The sequence below is a fragment of the Pseudomonas sp. YH-1 genome, from assembly GCF_051990045.1.
In the GTDB taxonomy this organism is placed as follows: Bacteria; Pseudomonadota; Gammaproteobacteria; order Pseudomonadales; family Pseudomonadaceae; genus Pseudomonas; species Pseudomonas nicosulfuronedens.
This window is the reverse complement of the sequence record NZ_CP178184.1, coordinates 4,352,858-4,376,533: the sequence shown is the minus strand read 5'-3', so window position 1 is coordinate 4,376,533 and position 23,676 is coordinate 4,352,858. Positions and strand designations below refer to the sequence as shown.

Sequence of the window (23,676 nt, the reverse complement as noted above, 5' to 3'; positions counted from 1 at the left end):
GGATGGATCGACTGCGAGTCAGTCGTGTCGGAGGCGATTATCGAAACGCCGCAAGCCACGCCATACGCTGCTTTGGCGCTGGATGCACAGGTCTTGAGAGCGTCTTGCGGGAGCACGGCGCAAGGCTCTGCGACTACCGCTACCTGGGGTGCGCGGCGATGGTCGCGGGTACTCGCGACCGCCGGCCAGCTACCTTGGGCCAAGCCGCCAGGCGTAAGGCAAAAGTCGCCCTGGGCACCGCCTTGCGGACAGTACCCTCAGCCGGAAGGAGGAGAGTCAGGAGCGGCTGAGCAGCAGCCAGTGACCGCCCTGGGCGGAGCTCAGCGCCGAATGTGCGGCGCGCAGCTCGGTGGCGCAGAGATTGCCGAGCGCCTGGACCATGGCCTCGCGGTGCAACGGCCCGACACCGACCACCTGGTCGCTCCAGGCCTGCTGCAGGCGCTCGGCGAAATCGCTCGGCGCACGTGCCAGTTCGGTGGCCAGCGGAGCACGCAGGCTGTCGACACGTTGCGGGTCGATGCGCAGCAGGGCTTCTCCCTGGCGATAGAGGAAGCTGTCGACCTCGGCCTGCAGCTCTACGGCCGACAGCAAGGGCGACTGCACGGCGAAGAGGATGCCGCGGCGCATACCCACCTGACGGAAACCGCAGTACAGCGCATAGGCCAGCTGCCGCTCGCCGCGCAGCCAGTGGAAGAAGGCCGGTTCCAGCACGCGGGCCAGCAAGCGCCAGGCGGCTTCGTCCGACGCCGAGCGGGACCCCAGCGGGCAGAACAGCAACAGCGCCGCCTCGCCCGGCAGCTCCAGCACCTGGCGATGCCGGCCGGCTGGGCCATCTCGCGGCGGCAACGCGCTGGTGGTCGAGTAGCCGGCCAGGGTGTCCGGCAGCTCGAGGCCCATGACCAGGTCGTCCCAATGGGCGGCGGACCAGTCCGGTGAAGCGTCACCGTCTCCGGCCAGCACCTGGGGCAGCAGATCGAGCAACTGGCGGATCGGCATTTCCCCTTCGCGGCGGCGGCGTTCGGCAGCGAACAGACGCTCCCCCTGCCCCAGCACCGCGGCAGCGGGATGCTGAAGAGCCTGAATCGCACCCTCGGCCAGCTCGGCAAGGTGGTTCTTCGCCCCCGACAGCATCAGCGTCCAGTCCCTTTCCATGGCCTCCAGGCGCAGGCTAGCGCCCTCGTGACGCGCCGCGCCAGCCAAGGGGCGCAGCGCCTGGCGGGCGCAAAGGAATGCGATCCGGCCCGGTGCCTGCGCAAAACGCCAGCGCAGGTAAAGGGCCGCGGGCTCGGCTTGCGTGACCGCTTGCGTCGGTGTGAAGGTCCACGGCTCGCCACGCAGCGGCTCGATACTGCGCTGCGGGCTACGCGTGACATCGAGGGCGAAACCGGCCGAGGTCAGCGACTCGCCGATGACCGACTCACAGGCAAGCAGGCGGATCAGCCGCGACGTCACCAGTTGGTCGAGCCATACCACTGGAGTAGCACTTCCCGCGCGGCGCTGCAGCTGCTCCAGAACGCCGGTCGGCTTATCGACAGGTGCGGCGGCGAGAACATCCGCCGGCAACTTGCGCAGCGCCTCCAGCCAGGAGCGGAAGGCCGACTCCACCAGATCGGCGGTGGAGGCTTCGGCCAGTTCGAAATCGAAACGCAGCATGGCCTGGCCGTTGGCGAAGCGACTCAGGCGCATACGAGCAGTGTCGGCCAGTCCGTTCTGTCCCAGGCAGGCCAGCAACGATCCGGGCGCCTCGTCGGCCAACCAGCCCTGCAACTGCTCCAGCAACGCGCACCCCTCGCCCACCACACCCTCCAGTGCGAAGGCCAGGACCAGTCGCGGCGCGCCGGTCAGGCGCAGCTTCAGTTCGTGACCGGCCAACGGCAGGAGGGACTCGTCGCTGGCGGAGTCGGCCAACGCGCCAGACGAGAACACCGCGGCTTCGCGCTCGGCCAATGCCGCCAGTTCTTCCAGCGACTGCGGCCCCTGCAGCCAGAGCTCCAGCGCCCCGCCAACCTGGCAGGAGCGGATGAAGTCACGCAGCGCCTTCTGGAACTCGGCGCTTTCCACCTTGAGGCTGTCGCGGCGGCCGGCCACGAAGCGCCCCAGCGGGTGCCCCGGCGCCACAGCCAGCGCCAGGGCGGCATCGATCAGGGTGTCAGGGTCGCGGCCGCGGGCGAGGAACTCGGCCTCCAGCACTTCGCGTTCGGCGACCTGTACGGCCTCGTCCAGCACCGGCCGCGCCAGCATGTCCACCAACCGTGCCAGCCCGTCACTCAGGGCGTCGGCCGGCACTTCGAAGAAGTAATCGGTCTGTCGCGCGCGGGTGCTGGCATTCACCCGTCCGCCTCGTGCCTGCACCCAGGGCATGAGGCGTTCACCTTCGACGAAGCGCTCGCCGCAAAGGAACAGCAGGTGCTCGATGAAGTGGGCAAGGCCGGGGAAGGCTTCCGGCTCATCGTGGCTGCCACGGGCGATCCGCAATAGCGCGGCGGCGCGGCTGGCACCGGGGGCATGGATGACGGTGGCGCGCAGGCCGTTGGCGAAGGTCAGGGACTTGGCGGGAAGGCTGTTCATCGGCATCCGGTCCGGTTCAAGGCTGTCACCATCGTCGAAGGCGCGGCAAAGGGAAATACGGCTTTGGCAGCAAGCGCAGCCCGGCATTGGCCTATGGCGGCATGCCCGCTACCATTTCCGCCTCCACTCCACCCACGGTTTTCCCTTGAAAGGAGCACGCTGGTCATGAGCACCGCCCTGCTGATCATCGACGTCCAGTCCGACCTGTGTACCGGCGACTACGCCTGTTTCGACATCGACAACGTGCTGCAGCGCATCAACGGCATGAGTCGCGCGGCGCGAGAGGCCGGCGTGCCGGTGGTGCTGGTGCAGCACGAGGACGACGACCTGCAGTATGGCAGCGCCGGCTGGCAGCTGGAACCGCGCCTGCTCACCGACAGCACGGACCTCAAGGTGCGCAAGACCACCCCAGATTCCTTCCTGCGCACCGAGCTTACCGACCTGCTGCAATCGCGCGGCATCGATCACCTGGTGATCTGCGGCCTGCAGAGCGATTACTGCGTCGACACCACCACCCGCCGCGCCCTGGCCCAGGGTTACGGCGTGACACTGGTGGGCGATGCCCACTCCACCGTCGATAACGTCGTGCTCAGCGCCGCGCAGATCAGCGCGCACCACAACGCCGTGCTGGGCAGCATCAGCAGCTTCGGTCCGCGCGCCAAGGTTGTCGCGGCTGCCGACGTGCGCTTCTGAGAGGCACCATGAACTTCGACTGGAACGATATCCCGATCCTGCTCGCCCTCGCCCGCCACGGCAGCATGAGCGCCGCCGGCCGCGCGCTGGGCGTCGATCCCTCGACCATGAGCCGGCGTCTGGTGGCAGCTGAGACCGCGCTGCAGACGCGCCTGTTCATCCGCGACAACGCCGGCTACAAGGCCACCGATGCCGGCGAGGCCTTCCTCAGCCATGCCGAGCGCATTCTCGGCGATGTGCAGAGCATGTTGCTGGAGACCCGCGACGAAGCCAGCGCCATCAGCGGCAGCGTGCGCATCACGGCGGTGGATTTCCTCTTCAGCCACTGGCTGGTGCAGCACATGCCCCACCTGGCGCGAACGTACCCGGCCCTGCAGCTGCAACTGATTCCGGCGAACCGTTCGCTGTCCTTCACCCGCCGCGAGGCCGACTTCGCCCTGCGCCTGGCGCGCCCGGCGGAGGACGCCGCACTGGTCATGCGCAAGGTGGCCGACATCGGTTTTGCGGTGTACGCCGCGACCTCCTTCTCCCGCGTGCCGGTGGAACTCTGGCCACAGCAGGCCTGGCTCGGCTATGGCGAGGAGCTCGACGATACCCCGGAGATGGCCTGGGTGCGTGGCTTCGCTCCCAAGGCAAACCTGGCCCTGCGCGCGAGCAGCGTGACGACGCTGATCCACGCCTGCCAGAGCGGCCTGGGCATGGCGCTGCTGCCCTGCATCCTCGGCGATCGCGAGGGGCTGGTGCGGCTCTCCGGGCCGGTGGTCGCTCGTGAAATCTGGCTGCTCAGCCATCGCGATGCCGGCCGTATCGGACGCTTCCAGGCAGTCAGCGACTGGTTGCGCGAGGTCTTTGACCAGGATGCCGCCCAGCTCAGCGGCGAGCATCTGGATGCACGGGTGCTGGGGCCGGTGGAGATCAGCCGGGGCTGAGCCTGAAAAAGCCCGGATATCCTGCGATATCCGGGCTCGCTGCCATCGGTGCCGAATGCGTGGTTACGGCTGGACTGGCGGCAGGTACTGCAGGGTGGTGCCCAGCGCCCAGAGCAGGAACAGCACCAGGGGTACGTGGACGAGCAGCTGGACGAAGCTGAAGCCGATCAGGTCGCGCGCCTTCAGGCCCAGCACACCCAGCAGCGGCAGCATGTAGAACGGGTTGATCAGGTTCGGCAGCGCCTCGGCGGCGTTGTAAATCTGCACCGCCCAACCCAGGTGGTATTGCAGCTCGTTGGCCACCTGCATCACGTAGGGCGCCTCGATGATCCACTTGCCGCCACCGGAAGGAATGAAGAAGCCCAGCACCGCCGAGTACACGCCCATCAGCAGCGCATAGGTATCGTGGGAGGCGATCTGCACGAAGAAAGTGGAGATGTGGTGAGCGATGGTGGAACCGTCACCGCCCTTCACGGTGGTCAGGATCGCTGCGATGGAGCCGTACAGCGGGAACTGGATCAGTACCCCGGTGGTGGTCGGCACGGCACGGGCCACGGCATCGAGGAAGTTGCGCGGACGCCAGTGCAGCAGCGCGCCCACCATGATGAACAGCAGGTTGTAGGTGTTCAGCCCGGAGATCGCGGTGATCGCCGGCTTGGTGCTGAACTCGTGGAACAGCCAGCCAGCGGCCAGCGCCACCAGCATCAGGATAAGCAGCGGGCTGTGTTCCAGCCATTCGCCGGGGCGGGTCGCCTTCGGTGCGCTGGGCGGAGTGAAGCTGACGTCCACGCCGCAAGCCTTGGCGTCACGGGCACTGGCCGCGCCGGGGGCAGTCATGTAGGCAATGACCAGCGACACCAGCACCAGAGCCAGCAACATGACGCCGGACTGCCAGAGGAAAATGGTCTCGGTGAACGGGATGACGCCGGTGATCGCCAGGATCGACGGCGGCAGGCTGGCGGGGTTGGCCTGCAACTGCGCGGCCGACGACGACAGGCCCAGCGCCCACACGGCGCCCAGGCCCAGGTAAGCGGCGGCTCCGGCGGCGCGGTAGTCCATCTTCAGGTCTTCGCGGCGCGCCAGGGCGCGTACCAGCAGGCCGCCGAACACCAGGGACAGGCCCCAGTTGAGCAGCGAGGCGACCATGGAAATGACCGCGACCCAGGCAACTGCCGAACGGCCATTCTTCGGCACGCGGGCGAATAGGTCGATGAGACGGGAGGCTGGGCCAGAACTGGCAACTACATAGCCACCAATGACCACGAAGGCCATCTGCATGGTGAAGGGAATCAGGCTCCAGAAGCCGTCACCGAAGGCCTTGGCGGTCTCGGTGGCCGGCGCGCCGATGGCCAGCGCAGCGACGGTGACGATCAGCACCGCGAGTGCGGCGAAGACCCAGGAGTCGGGGAACCAGCGTTCGGCCCAGTTGGAACAGGCCATGGCGAAGCGCGCGGAACGGCTGTCCTGCACAGCAGTACCGGGGGTGTGCACGTGGGAATTCATAAGGTCTACCTCATTGTTCTTGTCATGGCTCAATTCGGATGAGCTCGTTGTGGCAATGGTGCGGTGTTCAGAAACAGAAAAACCGCCCGGCCTGCGTGGGGCCGAGCGGTGACGCAAGGGTTTGCCGGCACCGGGGGACGCCGAAAACCGCGGCGGGATGTCGTCTGTCGGTGTGCCCACCTCCCATCCCACCTGCCGGAGCAGCATTGCTACAAGCCGCCCGGCGCTCGCCAATAGGTCGTTAGTCGCGCGCCTCAGTCCCGGACGAGGGCCATGGCGACACCCTGGCCACCGCCGATGCACAGGGTCGCCAGGCCCTTCTTCGCATCGCGGCGGAGCATTTCGTGGAGCAGCGTCACCAACACGCGAGCGCCGGAAGCACCGATCGGGTGGCCAAGGGCGACGGCGCCGCCGTTGACGTTGACCTTCTCGGCGTTCCAGCCCAGCTCCTTGCCGACCGACAGGGCCTGAGCGGCAAAGGCTTCGTTGGCCTCGATCAGCTCGACTTCGTCGAGACTCCAGCCGGCCTTTTCCAGGCAGCTGCGGGTCGCGGTCACCGGGGCGATACCCATGATCGAAGGGTCTACGCCGCTGCTGGCATAGGCTTGGATGCGCGCCAGAACCGGCAGGTTCAGACGCTTCGCGCGCTCGGCGCTCATCAGCAACACTGCCGCAGCGCCATCGTTGAGGGTGGAGGCGTTGCCGGCAGTGACGGTGCCGTCCTTCTTGAAGGCAGGCTTGAGCTTGCCCAGGGACTCGGCGGTGGTGCCGGCGCGCGGCTGCTCGTCGGTGTCGAAGGACAGCGGCTCGCCCTTGCGCTGGGGAATCAGCACCGGGGTAATCTCGTCCTTGAAGCGGCCAGCTTCGATGGCCGACGCGGCTTTGAGCTGGGACTGCGCGGCGAAGGCGTCCTGCGCTTCGCGGCTGATGCCGAACTTTTCTGCCAGGTTCTCGGCGGTGATGCCCATGTGGTAGTCGTTGAAGGCATCGATCAGGCCGTCGCGCAGCAGGGTGTCCTGCAGCTCGGCATGGCCCATGCGCAGGCCGGTACGCGCCTTGGGCAGCACGTAAGGCGCGAGGCTCATGCTCTCCTGGCCACCGGCGATGATGGCGTCGGCATCGCCACAGCGAATCGCCTGGACGCCGAGGAACAGCGCCTTCAGGCCGGAGCCGCAGAGCTTGTTGAGGGTCATCGCCGGCACTTCCACCGGCAGGCCGGCGCCGATGGCGGCCTGGCGCGCGGGGTTCTGCCCGGCACCGGCGGTGAGCACCTGGCCGAGGATGACTTCGTCGATCTGCTCCGGCTTCACGCCGCTGCGCTCAAGCAGCGAGCGGATGACCAGGCTGCCCAGTTCATGGGCGGGAATATTCGCCAGGCTGCCCTGGAAGGCGCCGATGGCGGTGCGGGTGGCGGCAACGATCACTACGTCTTGCATGAATTTCTCTCCGGAAGGCTTGGGCTGCCCTCTCCCCCCGCCCTCTCCCGCAAGCGGGAGAGGGGGCTGTTCGCGTCAGGCTGACTCCCGTGCCAATCCCGGCACCGTGTCAGCCCCTCTCCCTTCAGGGAGAGGGTTGGGGAGAGGGAATCGCGGAATCACTCAGAAGGTCATTTCCTTCACATCGTCCGGCACGATCAGGCGGCCGGCGGTCTTCTCGGCGATCTCGGCGACGCTCACGCCCGGCGCGGTCTCGCGCAGGATGAAGGCGCCGTCCTCGATCTCCAGGTAGGCCAGGTCGGTCAGCACCTTGCGGATGCAGCCGGCACCGGTCAGCGGCAGCGAGCAGCGCTCCAGCAGCTTGGACTCGCCGTCCTTGGAGGCGTGGGTCATGGTCACGATGATGTTGTCCGCGCCGGCCACCAGGTCCATGGCGCCGCCCATGCCTTTTACCAGCTTGCCGGGGATCATCCAGGAGGCGATGTTGCCGCTCACGTCCACCTCGAAGGCACCGAGCACGGTAAGGTCGACGTGGCCGCCGCGGATCATCGCGAAGGATTCGGCAGAGGAGAAAATCGACGCGCCTTTCACGGCGGTCACGGTCTGCTTGCCGGCGTTGATCATGTCGGCGTCGACGCTGTCTTCGGTAGGGAACGCGCCCATGCCGAGCAGGCCGTTTTCCGATTGCAGCATCACTTCCATGCCCTCAGGCACGTAGTTGGCGACCAGGGTCGGGATGCCGATGCCCAGGTTCACGTAGAAGCCGTCCTGCAGCTCGCGCGCCACGCGCTGAGCCATCTGTTCGCGGGTCAATGCCATCTTCTTGTCTCTCTTGTCCGGTGGGCTCAGGAACGAACGGTGCGCTTTTCGATGCGCTTCTCGAAGGTTCCCTGGATGATGCGGTCGACGTAGATGCCGGGCGTATGGATCTGGGTCGGGTCCAACTCGCCCGGCTCGACGATCTCCTCCACCTCGACGACCGTGATGCGGCCCGCGGTGGCGACTACCGGATTGAAGTTCTGCGCGGTGTGGCGATAGATGACGTTGCCGTAATGGTCGGCCTTCCAGCCCTTGACGATGGCGAAGTCGCCGGTGATGGCGCGCTCCATGACGTAGTGGCGGCCGTCGAACTCGCGCACTTCCTTGCCGTCGGCGACCGGGGTGCCGTAGCCGGTGGCGGTGAAGAAGGCCGGGATGCCGGCGCCGCCGGCACGGAGTTTTTCCGCCAGGGTACCCTGCGGGGTCAGCTCGACCTCCAGTTCACCGGACAGCAGCTGCTGCTCGAACAGCGCGTTCTCGCCAACGTAGGAGGCGATCATCTTGCGGATCTGGCGGTCCTCCAGCAGCACGCCGAGGCCGAAGCCATCGATGCCGCAGTTGTTGGAGACCACGGTCAGGCCCTTCACGCCCAGCTTGCGGATCTGCGCGATGAGGTTTTCCGGGATGCCGCAGATGCCGAAACCGCCCGCCAGTACCGTCATGTCGTCGGTGAGCCCGACAAGGGCTTCCTCGTAACTGCCTACACGCTTGTCGAGTCCTGCCATGTTGCTGCTGCCTCTTGTATTTGGAATGTCCGACCCATCGGTCAGAGAGCGAATGCAGCTTCACCGGCGGAGACTGATTTGTTAAGTTTGTTTTTCCAATCGATTGATTTGGCGATCTTATAAATGACCGTGAAGCAGCTGCGCGCCTTCCTCGCCGTTGCCCAGAGCCTGAGCTTTGCCCAGGCCTGCGAGCGCCTGCACCTGTCGCAACCGGCACTGAGCCTGGCGATCAAGAGCCTGGAGGAATCCCTGGGCGGCCAGCTGCTGGTGCGCACCACCCGCAGCGTGGCGCTCACGCCCGAGGGCGAAACACTGCTGCCGCTGGCCCGCCGCCTGCTGGCGGACTGGGACAATGCCGAGGAAGTGATGCATCAGCACTTCACCCTGCAACTGGGCAAGGTCTCCATCGCCGCCATGCCCTCCTTCGCCGGCAACCTGCTGCCCGCCGTGCTGCGCACCTTCCGCGACCGCCACCCGAAGGTGAACGTGGCGGTGCACGACGTGATCAACGAACAGGTGCTGGAGATGGTCCGCAATCGCCGGGTGGAACTGGGCATCGCCCTGGAGCCGGACAGCCTGGACGGGCTGATCTTCACTCCCTTCTATACCGACCGTTTCGTCGCGGTGCTGCCGGCGGATTCACCGCTGGCGAATGAGGCGCGAATTACCTGGGAGCAGTTGCTGGAAGATCACTTCATCACCCTGCAGCGCCCGTCAGCCGTGCGCTTGTTGCTGGAAGACCAGCTGGCGTCACGGCACGGTCGACTGCCGGTGGCGTTCGAAAGCCACCAGTTGGTGACGGTGGGCCGGATGGTGGCCGAAGGACTCGGCGTCAGTGCGGTGCCGCGCCTGTGCCGGCAGCAGATGGAAGAACTGGGCGCGCGCTGCGTAGCGCTCGACGAACCGCGGATCGAGCGCCGCGTGGGGCTGTTCTGCCTGGCGGAGCACCAGCTGTCCAGCGCCGCGCAGGCGCTGAGCGATGTGCTGGTGAAGGGGACGGACTGGGTGGGATTGGAGCGGCAATGAGATTGACCGGTAGGAGCGAGCTTGCTCGCGAACAGCCTCGCGGCGGGGCCGGTTCGCGAGCAAGCTCGCTCCTACAGAAAGCACCGCAGGGTGCTACGGGTATTCGCCCCCCATCCGCAAGCTGATCTCCCGCGCCGTCTCCAACAAAGTCCGCGCTGCCTCGCCGTGCGCTTCAGCGGCAAAGCTCGCCTGCGAACCCACCACGGTAATCACCCCGGCCAGTTCGCGGCCGGTCTTGAACAGCGGCACCGACAACGCGTTCACCCCCGGCATCAGCAAACCGTGGATCGCATGCAGTCCTTCGCTGCGAATGCTCTCCAGCACTGACTGGTCCGCGCCCTCCTCCAGCCCGGCCTTGAACGCCGCGAACACCAACCCGGTGGACGAACCGTGCAGCGGCAGCACCGAGCCGACCTGCGTTACCAGCGTGACCATGCCCTGGGCCGGCTCGACCTGCACTACGGTGGGCCCGTGGCTGCCCCAGATGGCGAGGAAGCAGGTCTGTCCCAGCGCATCGCGCAGATCGGCCAGCGCCGGGCTGGCGACCTTCACCACATCCAGCCGGCGGATTGCGGCCAGGCCGACGTACAGCGCCTCACGCCCCAGGCCGTAATGGTTGGTCAGCGGGTCCTGCTCGGCGAAACCGCTGGCGATCAGCGCCTGCAGGTAGCGGTGGACCTTGGCCGCCGGCATGTCCAGGTATTCGCCCAGATGCTTGAGCGAGGTGCTCGGTGCAAGGTCCGCCAGGGCCTTGAGGATCTGCGTGCCCACCTCGGCGGACTGCACCTTCGCGCCCTTCGTCGGGACGGTGTCTTCGGTGTCGTTCATGGTCTTCAACTTAAAGGAACTCCCAGACGGACTTGACGGGCCGCCGACACGAAATTACGTTAATCGTAATTCAATTACGATAAAAAGAGTGAAACCACCATGACCGCCTCCCCTGCCTACCAGTCCGGGTTCGGCAACGAATTCGCCAGCGAGGCCCTGCCGGGTGCACTGCCCGTGGGCATGAACTCGCCGCAGCAGGTGCCGTTCGGGCTCTACGCCGAGCAATTCTCCGGCACTGCCTTCACCGTCCCACGCAGCGAGGCCCAGCGCACCTGGATGTACCGCATCCGGCCGTCCGCCGCGCACCCGCGCTTCGAACGCCTGGAGCGGCAGATCACCGGCACCGCCCTCGGCCCGGTCACGCCCAACCGCTTGCGCTGGAACAGCTTCGCGACGCCCGAGGAGCCTACCGACTTCGTCGACGGCCTGCTATGCATGGCCGCCAATGCTGAGGCAGAGGCCTGCAGCGGCGTCAGCCTGTATGCCTACCGCGCCAATCTCTCCATGCGCCGGGTGTTCTTCAACGCTGATGGCGAGCTGCTGATCGTGCCCCAGGCCGGCCGGATGCGCCTGGTCACCGAACTGGGCGTGCTGGAGCTGGAGCCACTGGAGATCGCCGTGATCCCGCGCGGCATGCGCTTGCGCGTCGAACTGCTGGAAGCCGAGGCCGCCGGCTATGTGGCGGAAAACCACGGCGCCGCCCTGCGCCTCCCCGACCTGGGCCCCATCGGCAGCAATGGTCTGGCCAACGCGCGCGACTTCCTCACCCCAGTGGCGCACTTCGAAGACGTCGAAGGCCCGGTACAGCTGGTACAGAAGTTCCTCGGCGAACTCTGGGCCACCCAGCTCGATCACTCGCCGCTGGACGTGGTCGCCTGGCACGGTAACAACGTGCCCTACAAATACGACCTGCGCCGCTTCAACACCATCGGGTCGATCAGCTACGACCACCCGGACCCGTCCATCTTCACCGTGCTGACTTCGCCCAGCGACACCCACGGCATGGCCAACATGGACTTCGTGATCTTCCCGCCGCGCTGGATGGTGGCCGAGAGCACCTTCCGCCCGCCGTGGTTCCACCGCAACCTGATGAACGAGTTCATGGGCCTGATCCAGGGCGTGTACGACGCCAAAGCCGACGGCTTCGTCCCCGGCGGCGCCTCGCTGCACAACTGCATGAGCGCCCACGGCCCGGACAACGCCACCACCGTGCAGGCGATCGCCGCCGACCTCAAACCCCACAAGATCGACAAGACCATGGCCTTCATGTTCGAGACCGGCCGCGTGCTGCGCCCCAGCCGATTCGCCCTCGACTGCCCGCAGCTGCAGGGTGACTATGACAGCTGCTGGAGCGGCATGCAGAAGACCTTCGACCCTTCCCAGGAGCAGTAACATGAGCACCGCCCAGAACACCCAAAGCTGGATCGAATCGGCCAACGGCCACCCGGATTTCCCCCTGCAGAACCTGCCGCTGGGGGTATTCAGCCCACCCGGCGACTCGCCCCGTGGCGGCGTTGCCATCGGCGACTACATCTTCGACCTCAAGACCGCCTGCGAAACCGGCCTCTTCCACGGTGCTGCCCACCAGGCCGCGCTGGTGGCCAGCGGCGACAGCCTGAACGCATTCTTCGCCCTGGGCGGCACGGCCCGCCGTACCCTGCGTGACGCCTTGATCCACCTGCTCAGCGAAGGCTGCGGCGAACAGAAGCGCATGGAACACCTGGGCGCTGCGCTGCTCAAGCCGCAGGCCGCGTGCCGCATGCACCTGCCGGCCAAGATCGGCGACTACACCGACTTCTATGTCGGCATCCACCATGCGCAGAACGTCGGCAAGCTGTTCCGCCCGGACAACCCTCTGTTGCCCAACTACAAGTACGTGCCCATCGGCTACCACGGTCGCGCGTCCACCGTTGTGCCCTCCGGCACCGAAGTGCGTCGCCCCAACGGCCAGACCCTGCCCGCTGGCGCGGAGGCACCGGTGTTCGGCCCCTGCGCGCGGATGGACCTGGAGCTGGAGCTGGGCATCTGGATCGGCCAGGGCAACGACCAGGGCAAGGCCATCCCGATCAACGCCGCGTCCGGTCATATCGCCGGCTTCTGCCTGCTCAATGACTGGTCCGCACGCGACATACAGGCCTGGGAGTACCAGCCGCTGGGGCCGTTCCTGTCCAAGAGCTTTGCCACCACAGTGTCACCCTGGGTGGTCACCGCCGAGGCGCTGGAACCGTTCCGCGTCGCCCAGCCGGCCCGTCCGGAAGGCGATCCGCAGCCGCTGCCGTACCTCTACGACCAGGGCGACCAGCACCGCGGCGCGCTGGACATCGAACTGGAAGTCCTGCTGCACACCGCCCGCATGCGCCGCGAGCACCAGCCGGCGGAGCGCATCGCCCTGAGCAACACGCTGAACATGTACTGGACCGTCGCACAGATGGTCGCGCACCACAGCGTCAACGGCTGCCGCCTGCAACCGGGCGATCTGTTCGGTTCCGGTACCCTCTCCGGGGAAACCCCGGACAGCTTCGGCAGCCTGCTGGAGCTCACTGGCGGAGGTAAACAAGCGCTGGTGCTGAGCAACGGCGAGGAACGCCGCTTTCTCGAAGACGGCGACGAGATCATCCTGCGCGCCCGCTGCCGCCGCGAGGGGCATGCCTCCATCGGCTTCGGCGAGTGCCGTGGGCGGATTCTGCCCGCCCACTGACAGGCTTACCGCCGCGCCCGGCACTCCACGCAGGATGGCGTGGAGCGAAGCGATACCCATCAACGCCCCGCGCCATCAGCATGGGTATCACTGCGCTCCATCCATCCTACGAATCGCCATCCCGATCTCCGCCGTGAACTGGCTCTTCGTAGGAGCGAGCAAGCTCGCTCCTACAGGTTTGCCACACCTGAATGGCGCGCAAAAAAAACGGGCCCGAAGGCCCGCTGCTAAACGAGGGTGTTGCTCTCACTATCAATCAGTGCGCGATGCACACCGACTTGATTTCGGTATAAGCCTCGACCACGGCGCGGCCGAATTCACGGCCCATGCCCGACTGCTTGACGCCGCCGAAGGGCATGCTCGGATCGAGCAGCACGTGGGCGTTGACCCATACGGTGCCGGACTCGATGCGCGGCACCAGGTTCATGGCCTTGGACAGGTCGTTGGTCCACAGGCTCGCACCCAGGCCGTACTCGCTGTCGTTGGCCATCTCGATGGCCTGGTCTTCGTCGTCGAACGGCAGCACCGCCAGCACCGGGCCGAACACTTCGTCGCGGGCCACGGCCATCTGCATGGTCACGTCGGCCAGCACGGTGGGCTGTACGTAGAAACCGTTACCAGCGATCTGCTCGCCACCGCAGACGATACGCGCGCCCTGCTCGCCGGCTCGGGCGATGTGTTCCAGCACGCTGCGCTGCTGCTTGGCGGATACCAGCGGGTTGATCTGCGCGCTCGGGTCCATGCCCTCGCCCAGGCTCATGCCAGCTACTGCGGAGGCCAGCTTTTCGACGAACTCGTCATAGCGCGAACGGTGTACGTAGAAGCGCGAAGCCGCAGCGCAGACCTGGCCGTTGTTCAGCAGACCGCCCAGCAGCGCGCCCTGCACGGCATTGTCGATATTGGCATCCGCCAGCACGATCATCGGGTTCTTGCCGCCCAGTTCCAGGGCAAAGCGGGTCATGTTCTGCACGGCGGCCAGACCGACGCTGCGACCCACCGCCGTGGAGCCGGTGAAGGACACCTTGTTGATCAGCTTGTGGCTGGCCAGGCCGCCACCGATACGCGGGCCGTCGCCGGTCACCAGGTTGAACACGCCGGCCGGCACGCCTGCTTCGAAGGCCAGTTCGGCCAGGCGCAGGGCAGTCAGCGGGGTTTCCGAGGCGGGCTTGATCACCACGCTGTTGCCGGTGGCCAGTGCCGGGATCAGCTTCCACACGGCGATCATCAGCGGGAAGTTCCACGGCACGATGCCGGCCACCACACCTACCGGCTCGCGGCGGGTATAGGCGGTGAACTTGGCGCCGGGCGGCAGCGGGATGGAGACGTTCAGCGACTGCCCTTCGATCTTGGTCGCCCAACCGGCCATGTAGCGCATGAACTCGACGGTGGCGCCCACATCCAGCATGCGCGAGATGTTGATCGACTTGCCCTGGCTGAGGGTTTCCAGCTGGGCCAGCTCTTCGCCGTTGGCTTCCACCAGATCGGCGAAGCGCAGCAGGATGCGCTCGCGGTCGGCCGGGCGCAGGTCGGCCCAGACCCGGGACTTGAACGAAGCCTGGGCGGATTTCACCGCGCGGTCGAGCAGGTCGGTATCGATGTCGGCAACGCTGGAGATGGCTTTACCGGTGGCCGGGTTGAGCACGTCGGTGCGGGCCCCCTCGGGCACCACCCAGGCGCCGTCGATGAAGCAGCCATGCTTGCGCTGCAGGAAGTCAGCGACCTTGGGCAGGATTTCAGTGACGTTCATGGTCTCTCCTGAGGGATCAGTGCTGCTGGCTCAGCCAGCAGGTGAGCGCCCGCCGCTCGGCCGCGTCGGCCAGGCCTGCGAAGGGCATGTAGGTACCGGGCACGGCGGCCTGGGGTTGGCTGACGAAGGCGTCGAGGCTGTCGCGGGACCAGGCCGCGCCCTTGCCCTTCATCGCCTGGGAATAGCTGAAGCCAGCGAGCGATCCGGCCATGCGACCGACCACGCCATGCAGGTTGGGGCCCATCATGCCGGGGCCGTCGGCCTTGGCGGTGTGGCAGATCGAGCAGTCGCGGGCGAACACGGATTCGCCCTGCTGGGCATCGGTTGCCGGGCAGTCGCCGGCGAACGCCAGGATCGGCTGCAGCAGCGCGCCGGCCAGCAGCAGGCCAAGGGCGCCGAATCGGAACTTGTTGCGGGACATCGGGATATCACCTTCGAGTACAGCGTGCGGCCGAGAAGGCGCGCGTCATCGAAAGTGATTGTTGCCAGCGGCGCTGGGCGGGGTCTTTTCCTCTGTGCCAGTCGTATTGGCGGGAGTGCCAGGATGGCGCTCAGGTGACGAGGATCATTGTGCGAAAGCGTTCGCGGGTACGGTACGGGTGCACCCCGGCAGCATGGGTATCGCTGCGCTCCACCCATCCTACGAAGGCGTCAGTCGAGGGCAATGGTGCAGGCGGGCATCAACGTAGGATGGCGTGGAGCGCAGCGATACCCATCATTCCCGTGGATACCGCTCGCACCACATGAATCAGTTGGCGTAGCGCTTGCGATACTCGCCCGGAGAAACACCAAAGCGCCCTTTGAACGCCGTGGAGAAGTAGCTCGAGTCGGAGAATCCCCAGGCATAGCCCAGCGCCGACAGCTTCTGCTCGAACTGGGCGTTGCGCAGGGTCTCGGCGCAGAAGTCCAGGCGGCGGTTCTTGATGTACTGCGCCACCACCAGACCCTTCTTGGCGAACATGCGATACAGGCCGCGCACCGAGATGCCCACTTCGCGGGCGATCAGCTCGGGGCAGAGTTCTTCGGCGCCGATGTGCTGGTCGATGAAAGCCGTGGCCTTGCGGAACATGCGTTCATGGTTGTCCTGTTCGGCGTCCTGGCTGGCCAGCGCCGGGCGCAGCAGCGTCACCAGGGCGTCCAGGGTCGCCTCGCTTTCCAGCATGCCGAGGCTCTCCTGCTGGCTGGTCTCGACGATCAGGCGGTTGGCGAGCACGGCGATCGGCGAACTGGCCGGGATCTTCGACGCGCAGGTGACTTCCGACATGCGCAGGCCGCGCTCGATCACCTGGCGCGGCAGGATCAGCGAAAGCTGCCGGGACTCCTCCAGGTACGTCATGTCGCTGGGCCGGCTGGCATCGATCAGGCTGATGTCGCCGCGCGACAGCTCCACGCGGTTGTCGCCCTGCTCGAGGCGCGAGCGCCCTTCGAGCTGGAACACCGCATAGTAGTGCCCGCCTGCGCTGGAACCGACTTCCTTGCTGGTCCGGTACAGGTGCACCTGAGCCATGTCGACCACGGAAAGCTTGATCGCACCGCCCTGGTACTCGCGCAACCGTCCATGGAACTGGGGCCCGAGGGTGCGCGCATCGAAACGACCGCACGCCCGGTTGACCTGTCCCAGCCACGCCTCGAAAGCGTCATCCCTCAATGTCGATGAAGAATTCATGACCTGCAAAGCCTCACACGCATTGTTTGTTGTTATTCAGCGACGGCCTCACGGGCCTGTCGTCATCGTCCGTCGCTCATCTTCTCAGGAAGACTCACGCCGGTGTCCCCACCCTGCAACCGCAGCGCTGCAGAGCGGGAGGCATTTTTCACGCCAACTCCTGTCAGTTCAATCCGCCGAAGCGCTTGTAGAAGCTCTCGCCGACATCCGGTAACGGGCCGTCAGCGGTCTCCAGGTTGCGGTTCAGCCAGTCCTCGGCCTTGGCGTGGATCAGTCGGTAGATATTGCGGCACAGCTGCCGTGCCGCGCGCCCTTCCCAATCGCCCGGCAACAGTTCGTCGGGCAATTGTGGGTCACGCAGGAGCAGCCGGCGGTATTCGTGGATCAACAAGGTGCGCGCCAGGAAGCAGTCTTCCGGGCGCAGCTGGTCCTGCTCGCGCAGCGCTTGCCAGAGCGGGCGGAACAGCTGGATGAATTCGCTGTAGTGCTCGCCGAGTTCGTCGATCTTCCAGCTCTCGCGTACCTGCATGCGCATGGCCCGGGAGGCCAGCACGTCCTGGGCGCGGGTTTCGAAGACGATGCAGTCGTCGGCCACATCCAGGTCCTGCAGGGTCGCCATCACGTCGCTGCGGTCGGCGCGCGGGCAGGCCATTACGGTCGGCGAGATTGCGCCGAAGCCTTGCCATTCCAGCTCCTCGCGGACCTGCTTGCGCTTGTCGGCAGCGATCTGCGAGAGCATCACCAGCGTCCAGGAGCCATCCCAGGCCGGCAGGCTGGAGCTGTACACGCGCTTGAAGGCCTTCTCGAACCGCCGCCGGCCGGTGCCGGTCAGGCTGTAGTAGCTGCGCCGGCCGACCTTCTCGGCGGTCAGCCAGTCTTCCTTGGTCAGGCGGAAGATCGAGGTGCGGATCAGCCGCTCGTTGATGCCGAACGGCTCCAGCAAGTTGATCAGGCTGCCCAGCCAGACGGTACCGCCATGGGGTTCGATGGCATCGCCATAGAGGGTGATGATCAGCGAGCTGGCGCGGATCGGCGTCTGTTCCTGGAAGCGATTGATCAGCTGATTCAGCGGTGCTAGAGCGGTCATGGCACGTTGCGCAGGCGAAGGAGCGGCGACTATACCTGCCCGCCGCACCGACTGGCCATTGGAGCGAACCCCAGTACTCATGCGTCCTTCCCTGCCCCAGCCTCTGCCTTGGGCCGGAAACCGGAGTCGCCCAGGCGCGGGCGTTCTTCTTCTACCTCCGTCAGCGGCTGGCACTCCACCAGGCTTTCGATGCAGCGCTTGGCCAGGGACTGGTATTCCTCGGTTCCACGGCGCTTCCAGGCGATTTCCTCATCGCTGAGGCTACGCTTGACGCTGGCCGGCGCGCCCATCACCAGGCTTTGCGGAGCGCACTCGAACTTGGCCTTGACGAAGGCCGCGGCTGAAACGATGGAGCGCGGGCCGATCTGCGCATAATCCATCACCACGGCGTTCATGCCTACCAGGGCGTCCTCGCCAATGCGGCAACCATGCAGGACCGCGCCATGGCCGATGTGGCCGTTGCGCTCCACCACGGTGTCGCTGTCCGGGAACCCGTGCATGACACACGTGTCCTGAAGGTTCGCGCCTTCTTCGAGAACGATCCGCCCGAAGTCGCCCCGCAGCGCCGCCAGCGGACCGATATAGCAACCGGGGCCGACGATGACGTCGCCGATCAACACGGCAGTGGGATGGACATAGGCGGTCGGGTGAACGACCGGGCGCACGCCTTCGAGGCTATAGCAGGGCATCGGGTTCTCCTGCGGCGCTGCCGGCCTTCGGCATCACCGCACAAAGCGATTTGTTCTTTTGAAAATCTTGTATCACATCAAAGCGAGTACCTCCAGTCTAAAACTGATGTATCACTTCTGGCCAACCACGAAAGAACAACAAAAAGCCTTATAAAACCAGCAAATACGCTGCACTCAAGACCGCCATCAGCCACCTTTGATACCTGCCCTGTGGCACCGCCAGAAACATTTTAGACACGCGATTAAACTTTCGTAGTTGTTTTCTTGTATCGCTTTAGGCCTATACTGCGGGAAGGCCGGAGTCGGGCAACGCCTGCCTCCCATAATTCCAATACAGCCGGCCATGCAGCCGCGCGTGCAGCCTGAGGACGATGTCATGCCTCGCACCCTTGCCGTTCAGATGCCTGAAGCAGGCGTCCGCCTGATTACATTGCAGCGCCCCGAGGCGCTGAACGCCCTGAACACCGAACTGCTCGGCGAACTGGCCAGTGAACTGGACGCCGCCGAACAGGACGTCGAAACCCGCGCCGTGGTGCTGACCGGAAGCCGCAAGGCGTTCGCTGCCGGCGCCGACATCAAGGAAATGGCCGAGCGCGACCTGGTCGGCATCCTCAACGATCCGCGCGTCGGCTACTGGCAGCGCATCGCTGCCTTCTCCAAACCGCTGATCGCCGCCGTCAACGGCTTTGCCCTGGGTGGCGGCTGCGAGCTGGCGATGCACGCTGACATCCTGATCGCCGGGGAAGACGCCCGATTCGGCCAGCCGGAAATCAATCTCGGCATCATGCCGGGCGCAGGCGGCACCCAACGCCTGCTGCGCGCCGTGGGCAAGCCGCTGGCGATGCAGATGGTACTCACCGGCGAAGCCATCGATGCGCGCCACGCCCAGCGCGCCGGTTTGGTCAGCGAAGTCACCCAACCCGAATTCACTGTCGAGCGCGCCCTGCAGGTCGCCAGGAGCATCGCCGCCAAGGCGCCACTGGCCGTGCGCCTGGCCAAGGAAGCGCTGCTCAAGGCCCAGGACACCGATCTGGCCAGCGGCCTGCGCTTCGAACGCCACGCCTTCACCCTGCTGGCCGGCACCGCCGACCGCGACGAAGGCATCCGCGCCTTCCAGGAAAAGCGCAAGCCGGCCTTCCTTGGCCAGTAGAGCCGGGACCGCTGAGCGCACCCCCCTTTCTTTTCTGGCAAAAGCCTGCCCTTTGATGGAGCGAGTCCGCCCATGAACTTCGAGCACATCCTGTTTTCCATCGAGGACGGCGTCGCCCTCCTCAGCCTGAATCGCCCCGAGCAGCTGAACAGCTTCAACACCGCCATGCACGGCGAAGTACGCGAGGCGCTCAAGCAGGTCCGGCAGAACCCCGAGGCCCGTGTCTTGCTGCTGACCGGCGAAGGTCGCGGTTTCTGTGCAGGCCAGGACCTATCCGACCGCAATGTCGCGCCGGGTGCCGAGGCGCCCGACCTGGGCCAGTCCATCGAGCAGTTCTACAACCCGCTGATCCGCACCCTGCGCGACCTGCCGCTCCCGGTCATCTGCGCGGTGAACGGCGTGGCCGCTGGCGCTGGGGCGAACATTCCGCTGGCTTGCGACCTGGTGCTGGCGGCGCGCTCGGCCAGCTTCATCCAGGCCTTCTGCAAGATCGGCCTGATCCCCGACTCCGGCGGTACCTGGACCCTGCCGCGCCTGGTCGGCATGGCCCGCGCCAAGGCGCTCGCCCTGCTGGGTAATCGCCTGACCGCCGAGCAGGCCGAGCAATGGGGGCTGATCTACCAGGTGGTGGACGACGCCAGCCTGCGCGAGGAAGCGCTCAAGCTCGCCCGTCATCTCGCCACCCAGCCGACCTATGGCCTGGCGCTGATCAAGCGCAGCCTCAACGCCAGCCTGAACAACAGCTTCGACGAGCAACTGGAACTGGAGCGCGACCTGCAGCGCCTGGCTGGGCGCAGCGAGGACTACCGCGAGGGCGTATCCGCCTTCATGGAAAAACGCACCCCCAGCTTCAAGGGCCGCTGATCGATGAGCGCACTGTCTAAAGACGCGAAAGTCGCGGTGATCGGCGCCGGCGCCATGGGCGCGGGCATTGCCCAGGTCGCCGCCCAGGCCGGCCACCCGGTAAAACTCTACGACAACCGCCCCGGCGCCGCTGCCCAGGCCATCGATGGCATCGACCGCCAGCTTGGCCGGCTGGTGGAGAAAGGCAAACTGGGCGCAGAAGATCGCAGCGCCATCGTCGCGCGCCTGCAGCCGGTGGAGGCCATCGAGGCGCTCGCCGATTCGAAGCTGGTCATCGAAGCCATCGTCGAGAACCTGGAGGTCAAGCGCGGCCTGTTCCAGCAACTGGAAGCGCTGTGTGGCGAAGACTGCATTCTCGCCAGCAATACCTCCTCGTTGTCCATCACCAGCCTGGCGGCCGGTCTCAAGCGTCCGCAACAGGTGGTTGGCATGCACTTCTTCAACCCGGCGCCGCTGATGGCGCTGGTAGAAGTCGTCTCCGGCCTGGCCACCGATCCGGCGCTGTCCGACAGTCTCTACGCCACCTCGCTGGCCTGGGGCAAGAAGCCGGTTCATACCAAGTCCACACCCGGCTTCATCGTCAACCGCGTAGCGCGCCCCTTCTACGCCGAAAGCTTGCGCCTGCTGCAGGAAGGCGCTGCCGATTGCGCCACGCTGGATGCACTGATGCGCGACGCCGGCGGCTTCCGCATGGGCGCCTTCGAGCTGACCGACCTGATCGGCCATGACGTGAACTACGCCGTCACCTGCTCGGTGTTCGCGGCCTATTACGGCGACTTCCGCTTCCAGCCTTCGCTGATCCAGAAGGAACTGGTGGATGCCGGCCGCCTCGGCCGCAAGAGCGGCCGAGGCTTCTACGACTACGCGGAAGGTGCCGAGAGCCCGCAGCCGGCCAACCTGAGCAGCACCACGAACATCAGCACCTGCGTACTGGAGGGCGATCTGGGCGTCGCCCAACCGCTGGTTCAGCGATTCAAGGATGCGGGCATCGAGATCACCCAGCGCGCCGGCACTGGCCTGCTACGCGTCGGCGATGCAGTGATCGCCCTCTCCGACGGCCGCCTCGCCAGCCAGCGCGCCAAGGAAGACGGCCTGCGCAACCTGGTGCTGATCGACCTGGCACTGGATTACACCAAGGCCTCGCGCCTGGGCATTTCCTGCTCGGCCGATACCACGCCCGACGCACTGGACCAGGCCGTCGCCCTGCTGGCCAAGGCCGGCATCGCCGCCAGTCGCCTGAGCGACAGCCCCGGCCTCGCCGTGCTGCGCACCGTCGCGATGCTCGCCAACGAGGGCGCCGATGCCGTGCTGCAAGGCGTCGGCAGCGCCAGTGACATCGACCTCGCCATGCGTGCTGGCGTGAACTACCCGCAAGGCCCGTTGGCCTGGGCCGGGCAGATCGGCATCGGTAACGTGCTGCGCGTGCTCGACAACCTGCAGGCCGCCTATGGCGAGGACCGCTACCGCCCGTCCCTGCTGCTGCGCCGCCTGCACGCGGAAGGGAGAGCTTTCCATGACTGACGCCACCCAACTCGCCCGCGCCTGCGCCGAGGCGATGTACGAGCGCGACCAGGCCACCCGGCGCATGGGCATCCAGTTGCTGGATGCCGGCCCGGGCAGCGCCAAGCTGTCGATGCGCGTACTCGAGGACATGATCCAGGGCCACGGCACCTGCCACGGCGGCTACCTGTTCGCCCTCGCCGACTCGGCCTTCGCCTTTGCCTGCAACAGCTACAACGACGCCACCGTCGCCATCGGCTGCAGCATCGACTACGTGGCACCGGCCCGCGAGGGCGACGAGCTGATCGCCAGCGCCTGCGAGCAGAGCCGCAGCGGCCGCACCGGCAACTACGACGTACGCATCGAGAATTCCCAGGGCCAGCTGATCGCCCTGTTCCACGGCAAATCCTACAAAGTGCGCGGCACCGTGCTGGCGCAGGAGACCTTCGAATGACAGACCTCACCGACGCCCTGATCATCGACGCGGTGCGCACGCCCATTGGCCGCTACGCCGGTGCACTGTCCGGCGTACGCGCCGACGACCTCGCGGCGATTCCGATGAAGGCCCTGATGCAGCGCCACCCGGAGCTGGACTGGAGCGCCATCGATGACGTGATCTTCGGCTGCGCCAACCAGGCCGGCGAAGACAACCGCAACGTTGCCCACATGGCCTCCCTGCTCGCCGGCCTGCCGGTGAGCGTGCCGGGCACCACGCTCAACCGCCTGTGCGGCTCGGGCCTCGATGCGGTAGGCAGCGCCGCCCGCGCCCTGCGCTGCAACGAGGCCGGATTGATGCTCGCCGGCGGCGTGGAATCCATGTCCCGCGCACCGTTCGTGATGGGCAAGTCCGAGCAGGCCTTCGGTCGCAGCGCGGAAATCTTCGACACCACCATCGGCTGGCGCTTCGTCAACAAACTGATGAAGCAGCAGTTCGGCATCGACTCCATGCCCGAGACGGCGGAAAACGTCGCCGAGCAATTCAACATCAGCCGTGCCGACCAGGACGCCTTCGCCCTGCGCAGCCAGCACAAGGCCGCCGCCGCCCAGGCCAATGGCCGCCTGGCGAAGGAAATCGTCCCGGTGGAGATTCCGCAGCGCAAGGGCCCGGCCAAGCTGGTCGAGCAGGATGAGCATCCGCGCGGCGACACCACCCTGGAACAACTGGCCAAGCTCGGCACGCCGTTCCGCGAAGGCGGCAGCGTCACCGCCGGCAATGCCTCGGGCGTCAACGACGGCGCCTGTGCCCTGCTGATGGCGACCCCGGCCGCTGCCGCGCGCCACGGCCTGAAGGCCCGCGCCCGCGTCGTCGCCATGGCCACCGCCGGCGTCGAACCGCGAATCATGGGCATCGGCCCGGTACCGGCGACCCGCAAGGTGCTGGAACTGGCTGGCCTGTCGCTGAACGACATGGACGTGATCGAACTGAACGAAGCCTTCGCCGCCCAGGGCCTTGCCGTGCTGCGCGAGCTCGGTCTTGCGGACGACGACGTGCGGGTGAACCCCAACGGCGGCGCCATTGCACTCGGCCACCCACTGGGCATGAGCGGCGCGCGCCTGGTCACCACCGCCCTGCATGAGCTGGAGGAACGCGGCGGCCGCTACGCCCTGTGCACCATGTGCATCGGCGTCGGCCAGGGCATCGCCCTGATCATCGAACGGATCTGATCCATCGGCCGGATCGAACCCCGCACCGCCAGTCGCCTCCGTGCAACGACTGGCAGGCAGAGCAAAGTCTCTGGCAGGGGTTC

The 23,676-nt window shown here is 66.4% G+C and carries 21 protein-coding genes; 10 read left to right on the top strand and 11 right to left on the bottom strand.

What is annotated here, in order from left to right:
• Nucleotides 1-276: 276 nt before the first annotated feature.
• A complete protein-coding gene (gene pqqF / locus ACKI1H_RS20045) occupies nt 277-2,568 on the bottom strand; it encodes a pyrroloquinoline quinone biosynthesis protein PqqF (protein ID WP_440466073.1) in 2,292 nt (763 codons plus the stop codon).
• Nucleotides 2,569-2,733: 165 nt separating this feature from the next.
• Between pqqF and ACKI1H_RS20040 the strand changes: the two genes are divergently transcribed.
• Complete coding sequence (locus tag ACKI1H_RS20040; protein WP_138523904.1) at nt 2,734-3,261, top strand: cysteine hydrolase family protein; 528 nt, start codon at nt 2,734-2,736, stop codon at nt 3,259-3,261.
• 8 nt (nt 3,262-3,269) lie between these two features.
• Nucleotides 3,270-4,190 (top strand): LysR family transcriptional regulator, encoded by a 921-nt coding sequence (locus tag ACKI1H_RS20035; RefSeq protein WP_138523902.1) that lies wholly within the window; start codon nt 3,270-3,272, stop codon nt 4,188-4,190.
• 63 nt (nt 4,191-4,253) lie between these two features.
• On the opposite strand, the gene ACKI1H_RS20030 is transcribed toward ACKI1H_RS20035, so the two are convergent.
• The 4 genes from ACKI1H_RS20030 to ACKI1H_RS20015 all read right to left on the bottom strand — a co-directional run bounded on the left by ACKI1H_RS20030 (nt 4,254) and on the right by ACKI1H_RS20015 (nt 8,673).
• Nucleotides 4,254-5,693 carry a short-chain fatty acid transporter gene (locus tag ACKI1H_RS20030; protein ID WP_440466072.1) on the bottom strand — a complete coding sequence of 480 codons (1,440 nt, stop codon included), beginning with the start codon at nt 5,691-5,693 and terminating at the stop codon, nt 4,254-4,256.
• A 254-nt stretch (nt 5,694-5,947) separates the two neighbouring features.
• Nucleotides 5,948-7,129, bottom strand: coding sequence for an acetyl-CoA C-acetyltransferase (locus ACKI1H_RS20025; RefSeq protein ID WP_440466071.1), 1,182 nt, complete (start codon nt 7,127-7,129; stop codon nt 5,948-5,950).
• Nucleotides 7,130-7,291: 162 nt separating this feature from the next.
• Nucleotides 7,292-7,948 carry a CoA transferase subunit B gene (locus tag ACKI1H_RS20020; RefSeq protein WP_440466070.1) on the bottom strand — a complete coding sequence of 219 codons (657 nt, stop codon included), beginning with the start codon at nt 7,946-7,948 and terminating at the stop codon, nt 7,292-7,294.
• A 26-nt stretch (nt 7,949-7,974) separates the two neighbouring features.
• Nucleotides 7,975-8,673, bottom strand: coding sequence for a CoA transferase subunit A (locus ACKI1H_RS20015; RefSeq protein ID WP_440466069.1), 699 nt, complete (start codon nt 8,671-8,673; stop codon nt 7,975-7,977).
• Nucleotides 8,674-8,796: 123 nt separating this feature from the next.
• Between ACKI1H_RS20015 and ACKI1H_RS20010 the strand changes: the two genes are divergently transcribed.
• The gene (locus ACKI1H_RS20010; RefSeq protein WP_440466068.1) at nt 8,797-9,699 is read left to right on the top strand and encodes a LysR family transcriptional regulator; all 903 of its coding nucleotides are present in this window, start codon (nt 8,797-8,799) and stop codon (nt 9,697-9,699) included.
• Nucleotides 9,700-9,792: 93 nt separating this feature from the next.
• On the opposite strand, the gene ACKI1H_RS20005 is transcribed toward ACKI1H_RS20010, so the two are convergent.
• Nucleotides 9,793-10,527, bottom strand: a complete 735-nt coding sequence (locus tag ACKI1H_RS20005; RefSeq protein ID WP_440466067.1) for an IclR family transcriptional regulator — start codon at nt 10,525-10,527, stop codon at nt 9,793-9,795.
• Between the two features lie 99 nt (nt 10,528-10,626).
• On the opposite strand from ACKI1H_RS20005, the gene hmgA reads away from it, so the two are divergent.
• Both hmgA and fahA read left to right on the top strand, forming a co-directional pair.
• The gene (hmgA, locus tag ACKI1H_RS20000) at nt 10,627-11,919 is read left to right on the top strand and encodes a homogentisate 1,2-dioxygenase (protein WP_440466066.1); all 1,293 of its coding nucleotides are present in this window, start codon (nt 10,627-10,629) and stop codon (nt 11,917-11,919) included.
• 1 nt (nt 11,920) lies between these two features.
• Nucleotides 11,921-13,225 (top strand): fumarylacetoacetase, encoded by a 1,305-nt coding sequence (gene fahA, locus ACKI1H_RS19995; protein ID WP_440466065.1) that lies wholly within the window; start codon nt 11,921-11,923, stop codon nt 13,223-13,225.
• A 256-nt stretch (nt 13,226-13,481) separates the two neighbouring features.
• Here fahA and ACKI1H_RS19990 read toward each other — a convergent pair whose 3' ends face one another.
• The 5 genes from ACKI1H_RS19990 to paaY form a co-directional block, all read right to left on the bottom strand.
• Entirely contained in the window at nt 13,482-14,972 is a 1,491-nt protein-coding gene (locus tag ACKI1H_RS19990; protein WP_440466064.1) for an aldehyde dehydrogenase family protein, read from the bottom strand.
• A gap of 16 nt (nt 14,973-14,988) precedes the next feature.
• A complete protein-coding gene (locus tag ACKI1H_RS19985) occupies nt 14,989-15,393 on the bottom strand; it encodes a c-type cytochrome (RefSeq protein ID WP_138523881.1) in 405 nt (134 codons plus the stop codon).
• Nucleotides 15,394-15,720: 327 nt separating this feature from the next.
• Nucleotides 15,721-16,638, bottom strand: a complete 918-nt coding sequence (feaR, locus tag ACKI1H_RS19980) for a transcriptional regulator FeaR (protein WP_138523879.1) — start codon at nt 16,636-16,638, stop codon at nt 15,721-15,723.
• 163 nt (nt 16,639-16,801) lie between these two features.
• Nucleotides 16,802-17,725 carry a phenylacetic acid degradation operon negative regulatory protein PaaX gene (paaX, locus tag ACKI1H_RS19975; protein ID WP_081519801.1) on the bottom strand — a complete coding sequence of 308 codons (924 nt, stop codon included), beginning with the start codon at nt 17,723-17,725 and terminating at the stop codon, nt 16,802-16,804.
• 77 nt (nt 17,726-17,802) lie between these two features.
• Nucleotides 17,803-18,414, bottom strand: a complete 612-nt coding sequence (paaY, locus tag ACKI1H_RS19970) for a phenylacetic acid degradation protein PaaY (protein WP_440466063.1) — start codon at nt 18,412-18,414, stop codon at nt 17,803-17,805.
• 376 nt (nt 18,415-18,790) lie between these two features.
• Between paaY and paaF the strand changes: the two genes are divergently transcribed.
• The 5 genes from paaF (at nt 18,791) to pcaF (ending at nt 23,593) form a co-directional block, all read left to right on the top strand.
• The gene (paaF, locus tag ACKI1H_RS19965; protein WP_138523875.1) at nt 18,791-19,564 is read left to right on the top strand and encodes a 2,3-dehydroadipyl-CoA hydratase PaaF; all 774 of its coding nucleotides are present in this window, start codon (nt 18,791-18,793) and stop codon (nt 19,562-19,564) included.
• A 72-nt stretch (nt 19,565-19,636) separates the two neighbouring features.
• The gene (gene paaG, locus ACKI1H_RS19960; RefSeq protein ID WP_440466062.1) at nt 19,637-20,428 is read left to right on the top strand and encodes a 2-(1,2-epoxy-1,2-dihydrophenyl)acetyl-CoA isomerase PaaG; all 792 of its coding nucleotides are present in this window, start codon (nt 19,637-19,639) and stop codon (nt 20,426-20,428) included.
• Nucleotides 20,429-20,431: 3 nt separating this feature from the next.
• Nucleotides 20,432-21,949 (top strand): 3-hydroxyacyl-CoA dehydrogenase PaaH, encoded by a 1,518-nt coding sequence (gene paaH / locus ACKI1H_RS19955; RefSeq protein ID WP_440466061.1) that lies wholly within the window; start codon nt 20,432-20,434, stop codon nt 21,947-21,949.
• Nucleotides 21,942-22,382: a hydroxyphenylacetyl-CoA thioesterase PaaI gene (gene paaI, locus ACKI1H_RS19950; protein ID WP_440466060.1), complete on the top strand. Its 441-nt coding sequence runs from the start codon at nt 21,942-21,944 to the stop codon at nt 22,380-22,382. The genes paaH and paaI overlap by 8 nt, the downstream gene beginning before the upstream one ends.
• The gene (pcaF, locus tag ACKI1H_RS19945) at nt 22,379-23,593 is read left to right on the top strand and encodes a 3-oxoadipyl-CoA thiolase (RefSeq protein ID WP_440466059.1); all 1,215 of its coding nucleotides are present in this window, start codon (nt 22,379-22,381) and stop codon (nt 23,591-23,593) included. The genes paaI and pcaF overlap by 4 nt, the downstream gene beginning before the upstream one ends.
• Nucleotides 23,594-23,676 lie beyond the last annotated feature (83 nt).

Coding starts and splice junctions, on each gene's coding strand:
- pqqF (WP_440466073.1), bottom strand. CDS start 2,568: ATGAACAGCCTTCCCGCCAAGTCCCTGACCTTCGCCAACGGCCTGCGC.
- ACKI1H_RS20040 (WP_138523904.1), top strand. CDS start 2,734: ATGAGCACCGCCCTGCTGATCATCGACGTCCAGTCCGACCTGTGTACC.
- ACKI1H_RS20035 (WP_138523902.1), top strand. CDS start 3,270: ATGAACTTCGACTGGAACGATATCCCGATCCTGCTCGCCCTCGCCCGC.
- ACKI1H_RS20030 (WP_440466072.1), bottom strand. CDS start 5,693: ATGAATTCCCACGTGCACACCCCCGGTACTGCTGTGCAGGACAGCCGT.
- ACKI1H_RS20025 (WP_440466071.1), bottom strand. CDS start 7,129: ATGCAAGACGTAGTGATCGTTGCCGCCACCCGCACCGCCATCGGCGCC.
- ACKI1H_RS20020 (WP_440466070.1), bottom strand. CDS start 7,948: ATGGCATTGACCCGCGAACAGATGGCTCAGCGCGTGGCGCGCGAGCTG.
- ACKI1H_RS20015 (WP_440466069.1), bottom strand. CDS start 8,673: ATGGCAGGACTCGACAAGCGTGTAGGCAGTTACGAGGAAGCCCTTGTC.
- ACKI1H_RS20010 (WP_440466068.1), top strand. CDS start 8,797: ATGACCGTGAAGCAGCTGCGCGCCTTCCTCGCCGTTGCCCAGAGCCTG.
- ACKI1H_RS20005 (WP_440466067.1), bottom strand. CDS start 10,527: ATGAACGACACCGAAGACACCGTCCCGACGAAGGGCGCGAAGGTGCAG.
- hmgA (WP_440466066.1), top strand. CDS start 10,627: ATGACCGCCTCCCCTGCCTACCAGTCCGGGTTCGGCAACGAATTCGCC.
- fahA (WP_440466065.1), top strand. CDS start 11,921: ATGAGCACCGCCCAGAACACCCAAAGCTGGATCGAATCGGCCAACGGC.
- ACKI1H_RS19990 (WP_440466064.1), bottom strand. CDS start 14,972: ATGAACGTCACTGAAATCCTGCCCAAGGTCGCTGACTTCCTGCAGCGC.
- ACKI1H_RS19985 (WP_138523881.1), bottom strand. CDS start 15,393: ATGTCCCGCAACAAGTTCCGATTCGGCGCCCTTGGCCTGCTGCTGGCC.
- feaR (WP_138523879.1), bottom strand. CDS start 16,638: ATGAATTCTTCATCGACATTGAGGGATGACGCTTTCGAGGCGTGGCTG.
- paaX (WP_081519801.1), bottom strand. CDS start 17,725: ATGACCGCTCTAGCACCGCTGAATCAGCTGATCAATCGCTTCCAGGAA.
- paaY (WP_440466063.1), bottom strand. CDS start 18,414: ATGCCCTGCTATAGCCTCGAAGGCGTGCGCCCGGTCGTTCACCCGACC.
- paaF (WP_138523875.1), top strand. CDS start 18,791: ATGCCTCGCACCCTTGCCGTTCAGATGCCTGAAGCAGGCGTCCGCCTG.
- paaG (WP_440466062.1), top strand. CDS start 19,637: ATGAACTTCGAGCACATCCTGTTTTCCATCGAGGACGGCGTCGCCCTC.
- paaH (WP_440466061.1), top strand. CDS start 20,432: ATGAGCGCACTGTCTAAAGACGCGAAAGTCGCGGTGATCGGCGCCGGC.
- paaI (WP_440466060.1), top strand. CDS start 21,942: ATGACTGACGCCACCCAACTCGCCCGCGCCTGCGCCGAGGCGATGTAC.
- pcaF (WP_440466059.1), top strand. CDS start 22,379: ATGACAGACCTCACCGACGCCCTGATCATCGACGCGGTGCGCACGCCC.